Annotated in this window: 9 protein-coding genes; 3 read left to right on the top strand and 6 right to left on the bottom strand. The window is 68.2% G+C overall.

What is annotated here, in order from left to right; genetic code table 11:
- The first annotated feature begins 4 nt into the window (after positions 1-4).
- The gene (locus AB1824_04760) at positions 5-1,453 is read left to right on the top strand and encodes a menaquinone biosynthesis decarboxylase (GenBank protein ID MEW5764268.1); all 1,449 of its coding nucleotides are present in this window, start codon (positions 5-7) and stop codon (positions 1,451-1,453) included.
- Between the two features lie 90 nt (positions 1,454-1,543).
- Here the strand turns inward: AB1824_04760 and AB1824_04765 are convergent, their stop codons facing one another.
- Both AB1824_04765 and AB1824_04770 read right to left on the bottom strand, forming a co-directional pair.
- Positions 1,544-1,933 (bottom strand): hypothetical protein, encoded by a 390-nt coding sequence (locus AB1824_04765; protein MEW5764269.1) that lies wholly within the window; start codon positions 1,931-1,933, stop codon positions 1,544-1,546.
- A gap of 275 nt (positions 1,934-2,208) precedes the next feature.
- Entirely contained in the window at positions 2,209-3,090 is an 882-nt protein-coding gene (locus AB1824_04770) for a hypothetical protein (protein MEW5764270.1), read from the bottom strand.
- Between the two features lie 138 nt (positions 3,091-3,228).
- Here AB1824_04770 and AB1824_04775 point away from each other — a divergent pair, with 138 nt between their 5' ends.
- Complete coding sequence (locus AB1824_04775) at positions 3,229-4,551, top strand: hypothetical protein (protein MEW5764271.1); 1,323 nt, start codon at positions 3,229-3,231, stop codon at positions 4,549-4,551.
- 36 nt (positions 4,552-4,587) lie between these two features.
- Here the strand turns inward: AB1824_04775 and AB1824_04780 are convergent, their stop codons facing one another.
- The 4 genes from AB1824_04780 to trxB all read right to left on the bottom strand — a co-directional run bounded on the left by AB1824_04780 (position 4,588) and on the right by trxB (position 8,782).
- Positions 4,588-5,805 (bottom strand): hypothetical protein, encoded by a 1,218-nt coding sequence (locus AB1824_04780; protein ID MEW5764272.1) that lies wholly within the window; start codon positions 5,803-5,805, stop codon positions 4,588-4,590.
- Entirely contained in the window at positions 5,805-6,434 is a 630-nt protein-coding gene (locus AB1824_04785; GenBank protein MEW5764273.1) for a zinc ribbon domain-containing protein, read from the bottom strand. The genes AB1824_04780 and AB1824_04785 overlap by 1 nt, the downstream gene beginning before the upstream one ends.
- Before the next feature lie 81 nt (positions 6,435-6,515).
- Positions 6,516-7,847, bottom strand: a complete 1,332-nt coding sequence (locus tag AB1824_04790) for a SpoIIE family protein phosphatase (GenBank protein MEW5764274.1) — start codon at positions 7,845-7,847, stop codon at positions 6,516-6,518.
- Complete coding sequence (trxB, locus tag AB1824_04795; GenBank protein MEW5764275.1) at positions 7,844-8,782, bottom strand: thioredoxin-disulfide reductase; 939 nt, start codon at positions 8,780-8,782, stop codon at positions 7,844-7,846. The genes AB1824_04790 and trxB overlap by 4 nt, the downstream gene beginning before the upstream one ends.
- 178 nt (positions 8,783-8,960) lie before the next feature.
- Here trxB and AB1824_04800 point away from each other — a divergent pair, with 178 nt between their 5' ends.
- Positions 8,961-10,193 carry a hypothetical protein gene (locus AB1824_04800; protein ID MEW5764276.1) on the top strand — a complete coding sequence of 411 codons (1,233 nt, stop codon included), beginning with the start codon at positions 8,961-8,963 and terminating at the stop codon, positions 10,191-10,193.
- Positions 10,194-10,459: the final 266 nt, after the last annotated feature.

The raw sequence follows: 10,459 nt of genomic DNA on the forward strand, positions 1-10,459 counted from the left end.
CCCCATGGCCTTCAAAGACCTGCGTGAATTCGTTTCCGTCCTGGACAAGGCGGGGGATCTGCTTCGCGTGAGAGAAGAGGTGGACCCCCGATTGGAGGTCACGGAACTCCTGGACCGGGCCGTCAAGGAGGGGGGCCCCGCCCTTCTCTTCGAAAACGTGAAAGGGAGCGCCGTTCCCCTCCTCGGCAACGCGTTGGGGACGCACCGGCGGATGCTGCTGGCCCTGGGCCTCGGGTCCTACGACGAGATCGACCATCGCATCTCGGCCTTCTTCGACCTGAAGCAGCCCCAGGGCCTGCTGGACAAGATCCGCATGCTCCCCCAGCTCGCGGAGCTGGCCTCCTTCTTGCCGCGGACGGTGAAGTCCGGCCCCTGCAAGGAGGTCGTTCTCAAGAAGGGCCAGTTCTCCCTCCTGGACCTTCCCGTCTGCACGTGCTGGCCAGGGGACGGCGGGCCCTTCATCACCCTCCCCATGGTCTTCACCAAGGACCCCGCCTCGGGCAAGCGGAACTGCGGCATGTACCGGATGCAGGTCTACGACGAGACTTCCACGGGTATGCACTGGCAAATCCACAAGCAAGGTGCCCGGCACGCCAGAAAGGCCCTGGCGCGGGGCGAGAAAATCCCCGTGGCCGTCGCCCTCGGGGCGGATCCGGCCACCTACTTCTCGGCCACCCTGCCCCTTCCCGACGAAGTGGACGAGATGCTCCTGGCCGGTTTCCTGCGGAAGGAGGCCGTGGAGATGGTCCCCTGCGAGACGGTGGACCTCGAGGTGCCCGCCCAGTCGGAGATCGTCCTCGAAGGATGGGTGGACCCCTCGGAGCTTCGGCGGGAGGGCCCCTTCGGCGACCACACGGGCTACTACTCCCTGGCGGACGACTATCCGGTCTTCCACGTGGAATGCATGACGCGCCGAAAAAACCCCCTCTACGTACACACCATCGTAGGGCGGCCGCCCATGGAGGACGCCTTCATGGGCTTTGCCATCGAGCGCATCACCTTGCCCCTGTTGAAAAAGCAGATGCCCGAGGTGGTGGACATGCACATGCCCCCCGAAGGGGCCTTCCACAACCTCATGATCCTCGCCCTGGACAAGCAGTACCCGGGCCACGCCCGCAAGCTCATGCACGCGATTTGGGGCCTGGGCCAGGCCATGTTCACCAAGGTCGTCGTCGTGGTGGATGCGGACGTGAACGTCCACGACCTCTCGGAGGTGGCCTGGCGGGTTCTGGCCAACATCGATCCGGCCCGCGACCTGGAACTCTCCAAGGGTCCCATGGATGCCCTCGAGCACGCCTCCCAGTACTTCGCGTACGGCGGAAAGGTGGGGATCGACGCCACGACGAAATGGAAGAGTGAGGGTTTCGATCGCGACTGGCCCGGCGTCATCGTCATGGACGGGGCCGTGCGGGAGAGGATGGGCGCCGTTTGGGAGCGGCTGCGGAAGCGCTGAGGCCACGGTTCGATCCCGGAATGGGGAAGGCCGGCCCCGGGGGGGGGCCGGCCTTCCGTTCAAAAGGGGAAAGGGAGGGAGGGGGCGAGGTCAGGAACCCCGTTCGGGCCGGGTCCGCACCACGGTGAGGTCCCGGCCGCAGGAGCCGCAGGAGCCAGGTTCTCCGCTCCGAACGGAACAGGGTTCGCACGCGTAAACGACCTGCGCGCGCAGGATGCGCTCCAAGGCGTGGCCGCAGTTCGGGCAGCTTCCCCTGGATTCGCCGATCCGGTCGCAGGCTTCGCAAACGTACAGGTAGTGGTCCCTCGTCGTGGTATGGCGGACCGGCGTCAGAAGGCCCCGGGCGAGGACCGCCTCACTGGTCCGGGACGACTCGTCGCCGACGGAAGGACGGGATCCCGCGGGGAACGCGACCATCAACATGACGGCCGCGCCCAGGACGATGCCAAAATAGGCAAGGAGGAAGCGAGCCTTCGTCATGTTCGGCCTCCTTCCAGGGCGTCAGACATCCCCATCAAGGATTCGACCCCTTCCCATATTTCCCTCGAAAGTCGAATCGTGCGCCCCGTCACAGAGGGCGCAAGACGTCAGACGTTGGACGGGAGACGTTGAGTGCAGGGCGCAGTCAGGACATGGGTAACAGATTTGGTTCAGGACATAGGTAACACTTCAGCCTCTCCGGTGTCTACCCATTCCTCCTTTTCGTTCGGGCAGGGCGGACTTTCGGCCGGACACTCCCGCGAGGGAGGCCAGGCCTAGGCGTTGGGAGGAGGAGCGGCGGGTCCGCGTTCGTCCAGGGCAGGGGCAAAGTGATTGTAGGCGACGGTCAACCCGAGGGCGAAGAGAGCGGCCGAAAGTCCGATGAGGGCCTTGATCTGGTGTGGTGAAGTGAGGGCGAGGCGCAGAAACACCGTGGAGACGGCGAAGCCCGAATTCCGGAAAACGATGGCGTAGGTGGAGCTGTACCGCAACGAGACGAGGACGATCAGGACGTCGCTGAAGATCAGCACCGTATAGAAGGTCTCGAAAAAGGGGTAGACCGGGTCGCCGCGGAACGACCGGGCGAGATCCAGGAGGCCCATGAGGGCGAAGAGGGCGAAGAGGGCCAGGGCCACCAGCTTCTTCGTGGCCGCGAAAGACCACCGGTCGTCGGGATCCGCCGAGAGCGGGATGTGCCGCTGGGTTCTGTAATACGCCCCCAGAACCACGAAAATCAGCAAGGCCCCCAGGGAGACCGCCCCCATGTTGAGGATGGCCGGCCGCACGTGCTCCCACGTCACCGGCTCGGGGAAGGCCGTGAACTCCTTGAAGGTCTGCCGGATCAGGATGAGCGAAAGGATTTCGAACTGCTTCCCCACGGAGGAGGAGACGGACTGGGCCAGGGTGAAGACCAGGGCGATGACCTCGAAGAAGAGCAGGAGCGTGAGGGCCAGGTCCACAGCGAAGAAGTGGTTCGTGGGCAGCCGTCGGGCCAGGAGGTCGGGGAGCCAGCCCTCCCGATTGGCCTCGATGACCGCCAGGGCCGTCAAGAAGACGGCGGCCAGGAGCGTTCCCGCCATCCGGGAGGAAGCGTGGCTGGACCACCTTTTCTGCAGGGCATCGAAGACGCGCTCGGCCTGTTCAAGGAGCCTCTTCATCCCTCCTCCTCCGTTTTTCGAATCCTGCCCTGGCCGGCCCACGATGGGACCGGCATTCCTTCCAACACCGCGCAGGGTCCGCCTGTTTCCCCGCGCCCGGGAGGGAGAGAGTGTGCTAGCCTTCCGGAGGAGGTGAGGATGAAAGCGACCTGCGCCCTGCTGGCCCTCGCGCTCGCGGGATCGGCCCCGGCCGCCGCGGGCCCCGAATCCCCGCCCATGGCCCCCCGAGCCGAGGCGCTGCTCGGGGATGCCCCGGTCCGTTCCGGGGCCCTTTTCCGATCGCCGGGAGGGACCCTCTTTCTGGGAGAAAAGGGGATCTACTTGTATGATCCCGCGTCCGGAGCCGCCCGCCTCCTCCCCCTCGACCCGCCCCAGCGGGATCCGGCGGGGGCGGTCCTCCTGGGTTCCGACCTCTGCCTGGTTTCCGGCGGGTCCGGCGCCGGGTCGGGATACTGGCGCTACGACCGGTCCACGGGGAAGGGGAGGGAGGTGGAGATCCCCGCCGCCGCTCGCCTCGCCTACCACCGTCAGGCCTTCGAGAACGACCCTTACTCCGCCGGGAGGACGTACGCGGCCCCCGATCCCTCCTCGGTGAAGATCCCCTGGGCCGGTTTGGTCCTGCACGGCGGGCGGCTCTACCTTTCGGCCCTCGGCTCGGGGCTCCTCGAACACGATCCCAAATCGGGGGCCTTCCGGTGGCACTTCGGCGGAGCCTCCCGGGCTGGGGCGGGCCCACAGCCTTACTTGCGGGCGCAGTCCGCCGGGGGCCGCCTCTTCTTCTGGACCTCCAAGGGTCCCGCCCTCCTCAACCCCGACACGGGCCGCTGGGCCCTGTTCGTCCCCGGTGAACGCCTGGCCGATCCCGACTGGAAATCGGGCTTCGACGCCGGCGGCGCCGCGGTTTTTCCTACCGACCTGCCCCTGGAGGATTGCGACGCCCTCCTCGACGTGGCCGGTTTTTGCAAGGCCTTCCTGCCCCTGAAGGACGGTGTCTTCTTCGGCAACGGCCTCTTCCTGCAAGGCGGCGTCCTGCGGGACCGCACCCCCTGGCACCCTGCCTGGCTCTACGACGGCGAGGACGGCTTCAGCGCCTTGACCGAGGCCGGGACCGTGTGGGTGGCCTTCAACGCGGAATGCGAGGAAGAGGCCAGGGGATGGCTGCTTCGGACCCCCGAGAAGGGGGAGGCCTGGGAGATGGCTCCCCTCGAGCCGCCCAAGGGTCGGGACGGCCTCTGGGACGTCCTCGACGTCACCGGAGACCGCGTGGCCCTCCTCTTTCGCGATGACGAACCCGAAAGGGCCGCCCTCGTCCTGCTCGACGCGCGGTCCCTCGACTGGAAGCCCCTCGGCAAGAGCCCCTGCCCCGGCCGAAAGGCTCCTCCCGGAGGCATCGAGGAGGGCGACTTCTTGAGGCTCTCCTTCTCCAAGAAGGTCCTCTGGGCCAAGGAACCCGACCTGTAAGGGCCCGGCCTCCTTCCCGTCTCCCGTCTCAGGTCTTTACAGCCCCAGGGTTCTCTTCCACGCATCGAAAGAGGTGTGTAGGGCGCGGACCTTGAGGCGGGCGCGAAGGTCCCGGAGGAAGGGCAATTCACGGGCGGCGGCGGCAAGGGGGGCGCGCTCGCCGGTGAGGCGCTCCATGGGCAGGTAGAGGGCCTCGCGGGAGAACTGGGGGGCGCAGAGGACCGTGGAGAGAAGCTTGTGCCCCTCATCGCCGGCCTCGAAGGCATAGGTGGCACGGTCGCCCTCACTCAGGGCCTCGAGGATCCAGCGGCCGCCGCGGCGGACCGCCATCCACAGCAAGGCGGGCGGGGGGGGACCCGTCTTTGAAGCGGCGGACTCGGTGGAGCCTCCGTCCGGCCCGGGGGGAGCCTCCTCCGGCTCGGGGGTCCCGGTGGAGGGCGGGGCAAGGGCGAAGAAGACGTCTCGGTGTGCAAGTCCTCGCTGGAGGGCCTCCCCTTCGCGGCGGCGGGGCAGGTCGGCGATGAGGGCCTTGAGGGCCCCGGGGAGGTCGGGGGACAGGGTCGAGAGCTCCTCCAGGGAGACCAGCCGCCCGGGAAGCCACTCCGAGGAGAGGGCCATCTGGGCGAAAGCGTCCAAGGAGGGAAGGCACGCCCGCAGAAGCGTGGAGGCTTCGGCGGAGAGCGCCGCCCGCCCCTTCGTCACCCGCTCGGCGAATTCTTGCAGCCGCGGCCCCAGGCGCGAGAAGGTGAAGGTCCACCCATCCCACCCCTTGAGAGCGAGGGCATAGGCCTCCTCGTCGAGGAGGACGTTTTCAACGAGCGGAAGGAAGATGGGGCTCAGGTCCTGACCGGTCTGGAAGACGAGAAGGAGGTCCTCAAAGACCACCACCCGCCCCGGCTGGGCGATGGAATCGAGGTCGCCGAAAACGCAGGCGTAGGAGTGCGGCTCCCCGCGGCCTGTCAGGCGCAGGGCCTCGGCTCGCAGGATGGGCCAGCGGCGCTCCAGGAGGTCCAGCAGGGTCTGTGCGCCCCCGCCCATGCGGGCCAGGAGCACCTTCCTTTGTTTGAGGAAGAGGGTGAGGACGGGGCCGTCGAGGGAAAACCCCGAAATCTCGCTGATGGGCAGGGCGAGGGTCCCGAAGGAGCCCGTGGCGAGGTGGAGGATGTCCTTCTCCAAAGACCACGTCCCCGGCAGGCCTTGGGAGGCCTGGCTGCCGATGGGCGGGATGACCTCGATGAGGCAGGGCCCCTGCATCAGAGCTTCTGGCCGCACTCGGGGCAGAACTTGGCGCCGGATTTCACGTGGGTGCCGCACTTGGGGCACTCGGACTTGGGCACGAGGGAGGCGCCGCAGTCGGGACAGAACTTGCCTCCCTGGGCCTCGGCCCCGCACTGAGGGCAGAGCACCGCCGCCGTGGCCTTGAGGTTCACGCCCTCCGTGAGGTCCATTTCGCGGAGCTTCTCCTCGGCCTGCTGGACGGCGATCTCGGCCTGCTTGGAGGCGAGTTCCCGCTGGAGGATGGGCGCGCAGTTCTTGCACAGGCTGCGCTCGGCGTTCCAGCAGATCTCGCGGCAGACCCATTGTCCGCACCGCTTGCACTGGACGAACTGGGGGCGGATCTCCTCCACGGCCTCCTTGAGGGCCGAATCGTGGGCGGGGCCCCCGATGGCTTCCTGGACCTCGTAGGCGCCGTGGGCGGCGCGGCCGAACACCCCGCCGAGGACGCTGCCCGCGCCGCGGAGCAGGTGACCCGCCACGCCCAGTTTGTTGGCCTTCCAGCTGGACATGTAGCCGTTTCCGCAGCCTTCGCAGAAGAACTTGAACTGGTATCCGCTCTCGGTGGACAGGTCCTGGTAGTTGTCGGTGAACTCGATGCGCGCCATGGGTCCTCCTCCCCCGTTGAGGAGAACCTTAGCGGAGGGCCACCCGGGCCGTCAAGGCGGAAAGGGACGGGGCAGGGCGGATCAATCCTTCGTGCAGCGAACGCAGAAGAGGGTGAGGTCGTCTCCCGGAGGGGAACCGCCCAAATGGTCCTCGAGGGCGTTGTGAACGCGCACGAGAAGATCTTCCCCGCTGCGGGCGGACCGCAGGAGGGCCAGGAGACGATCCATCCCGAACTCCCCCGGAGGGCCCTCGGCCCCCGCTTCCAGGATGCCGTCGGTGACCATCACGGCCATGTCCCCCGGCTCCAGGACGGCGAAGGTGAGGTCGTAGGTTCGCCCCGGAAGGAGCCCCACGGGAACGCCCGTGGAGCGGAGGGCCTCCACCTTGCCCCGGCGCTTGAGCAGGAGCGGGGGGTGGCCCGCGCCGACCCAGGAGAGCGTCCGGTCATCGGGCGACCACTCGGCGAGGATCAGCGTGGCATACTTGCGGCCCCTGGCCAGCGAGAGCATGAGGTCGCTCAGTTCGGAGGTCACCTCGCGCAGGGAGGCGATTCCCCGGCGCCGGCTCCACAGGAAGGCCTGGATCTGCCCCGCGATGAGGGAGGCGGAAACGCCCTTGCCCGAGACGTCGGCGAGGGCGAGCCAATGAGTGCCCCACGCGGTGGGGATGGCGTCGAAATAGTCCCCCGCGATGTTGAGGCTGGGGCGGAAGAGAGCGCGGATTTCCAGGCCGGGAACTCCCGAAAAGTCCTGGGGGAGCATGGCGCGTTGAATCTCGGCGGCGAGCTTCACGTCGCGGTCGAGCTTCTCGCGGCCGAGGAGTTCCTGGTGGAGCCGCGCCGTGGAGAGAGCCACGGCGAAGGGCGCGCCCATTTCCTTGAGGAACTCCGCGTCCTCCTTGGTGAAACCTCCCCGTCGGTGGTTGTAAAGCTGAAGAACCGCCACGAGTTCTCCCGCCCGGTCCCGGACGGGAACGGTGAGGACGGAGCGCACGCGGTACCCCAGCGACTCTTCCAGACCTTTCGAGTGGCGAGGGTCTTCCGCGGCGCGGTTTTGAATGATGGTCTTTCCCGTGGCCGCCACGAGCCCGACAATGCCCGTCCCCACGGGGACGTGAAGAAGGGAAAGGTCGGCCCCTTGGGCCACGAGCGGGCGCACCATGGAGGCCTGCCGGTCCAGGAGGAAAAGGCTCCCGCGGTCGGCGTGCGCGAGCTTCACCGACAGGTCCACGATGCGCTCTCCGATGGCCCGGGGGTCCAGGGTAGCGTTGAGCAGCGAGGAGGCTTCGGCCACCGCCTTGAGGCGCCGGTACCGCCGGCTCAGGACCTTCAGGCGCATGTCGCCGTTTGCCTCGCGAAGCCGGCGGGGCGAAGGGGGTTCGGCCGCCGAGGAGAGGCGGGGCGACTTCCTCACGCGTGCTCCCCGAGCCAGCGTTCGCAGTCGAGGGCCGCCATGCAGCCCGAGCCCGCCGCCGTGACGGCCTGCCGGTACCGGCTGTCCTGCACGTCGCCCGCGGCAAAGACGCCTTCCACGGACGTGCGGGACGATCCGGGCCGGGTGACGATGTACCCGGTCTCGTCCAGCTCGAGCTGACCCCGGAAGAGGGAGGTGTTGGGCGTGTGGCCGATGGCGTAGAAGAGGCCGCCCACTTCCCGGTCCAGGGACTCGCCCGTCTTCAGGTTCTTCAGTCGGACGCCGGTGACGAAGGAATCGCCGAGGGCGTCCTCGACGACCGAGTCCCAGACCACCTCGATCTTGGGGTTTTCGAGGACACGCTTTTGCATGGTCTGGGAGGCCCGGAACTCGCGGCGGCGGTGGACGAGGAGGACCTTGGAGGCGAAGTGGGTGAGGTAGGTGGCCTCCTCCATGGCTGTGTCGCCGCCCCCCACCACGGCCAGGACCTTGTTGCGGAAGGGCGGCAGGGCTCCATCGCAGACGGCGCACGCCGAGATCCCCCTCTGCCACAGACGCGGCTCCGAGGGCAAGTGGAGGCGCTTGGCCGTGGCCCCCGTGGCGATGATGAGGGCCTCGGCCTCCGCGGCCGTCTCGCCCGAGCGCACGGCAAAGGGGCGCTTGGAAAGATCCACGGACTCCACGTCCTCGGTGAGGATCCGGGTGCCGAATCGCTCGCTCTGGGCGCGCATGCGCTCCATGAGTTCGGGCCCGGTCACTCCCTCGGGGAAGCCCGGAAAGTTCTCCACCTCCGTGGTGGTCATGAGCTGGCCGCCGGCCACGCCGCCGGCGATGAATCCCTCGAACAGGAGCGGCCGGAGCCCCGCCCGGGCGGCGTAGATGGCCGCCGTGTGTCCCGCGGGCCCCGAACCGATGATGACGACCTTCTCCGCCATGGCTCTCTCCCCTTTTCAGAGACGCAAGTATAGACCAGGGGTGCTCCCTTCTCGAAGCCGGTGCCCCATCCCTCGCCGCTCCCGCTTCGCGTCCCGCCTCTTTGGTCTCCCGTCTCCCGTCCCTGCCATTTCTTCTTTCTCCTTGGGGTATACTCTCCCCTTTCTCGCGGGAGCGATCATGCGTGGAACGCGGTGCCTCGTTGCGGGGCTTTGGCTGGCGGGCCTGGTAGTGAATGGGCCGGAGACCGTGCGGGCATGCACGACGGCGGTGGTGGCGGGCTCGGCGACCTCCGACGGACGGCCCCTTCTCTGGAAGAACCGTGACTCCGACGACCGGCGGAACCAGGCGGTCTACTGCGCCGACGGGAAGTTCGCCTACGTGGGCGTCGTCAACGGAGGAGACGCGGCGGGCCTGGACATCTGGGCGGGGATCAATTCCAGAGGTTTCGCCATCATGAACGCCGCCTCGTACAACCTGCCCGGCGGGGAGGACACCCGGGGCGAGGGCCGGTTCATGAAGCTCGCCCTCCAATCCTGCGCCACGGTGAGGGACTTCCAGGCCCTGCTCGAGAAAACCGAGTCCGGAAAGCGGGACGTGTCGGCCAACTTCGGGGTCATCGACGCCGAGGGAGAGGCGGCGATATTCGAAACGGGGCCCTCCGGCTACAAGAAATTCTCGGCCTCGGATCCGGCCCTTGCCCCCCGGGGGTATCTGGTCCGCACCAACTTCAGCGAGTCGGGCGACCGGGAAGCGGGGACGGGACTCCTGAGGAGGGACCGGGCGGTGGCGCTCCTGGAGGACCTCATCGGATCGGGGCGGCTGTCGGCGGGCAGTCTCCTGGCGGAGGCGGCCCGGGACGTGAGCAACGGACGCCTCGGCTCCTTTCCTCTCCAGAACCGGAAGAAGGGTCCCGTCTGGGCCTACACCGGGGACAGCATCTGCCGGTACGACACGACCTCCGCCTTCGTGGCCGCGGGAGCCCGCCCCGGCGAGGACCCCCTTCGCGCCACGGCCTGGGTGCTCCTGGGCCAGCCCCTGTGCGGTGTGGCGGTGCCCCTCTGGGTGGCCGCGGAGTCCGTTCCTCAGGAGGTCGCCGCGGGAAGCGAGAACGCTCCCCTCGGCGCCGCCGCCACGGCCATCCAGGAGGTCTTCTACCCGGACCGCCGGGGGGACCTCGCGAAATACCTGGACGTCCAGGCCCTGACGGATCCGAAGCGGGGTTGGGTGACGGGTCTGCTGGCCCTCGAATCCGCCAACGTCCAGGCCGCCTCGCGCCAGATGGATCTGTGGCTCCAGGTTCCGCCCCTGCCCGAAGCCGTGGCGGCCTTTCAGAACCAGTTGGCGAAGCAGACCGTCGAGGGCATGCAGAGCCTTCTCCAACCGCCTTCGCCGCCCGCTGGCCACCGGTGAGATCTGAGGGAGGCGAAACCAAGACCCGCGCCCTTTCAGGCCCCTCCCGGGCTTCGATTCCCCAGGCCCGCCTCGGAGGCTCCCTGGCTCTCTGGCTCGCTGTCTTGGCTACAGGTGGCGGAGGTGCATGGGAATCGAACGTAAGGGCCGCGGCCGCCTCGCCCCTCGCGGGTCTCGGGGCTGCGTGGCACGCGCGCCCTAACGTTCCCGGCCCGGGCCTCTCCCCAACGGACGCGGCTGCGAGCGCTGGCCTCCTCGGCGCGCTC

It is taken from the genome of Acidobacteriota bacterium (assembly GCA_040752915.1).
GTDB lineage: Bacteria > Acidobacteriota > UBA4820 > UBA4820 > DSQY01 > JBFLVU01.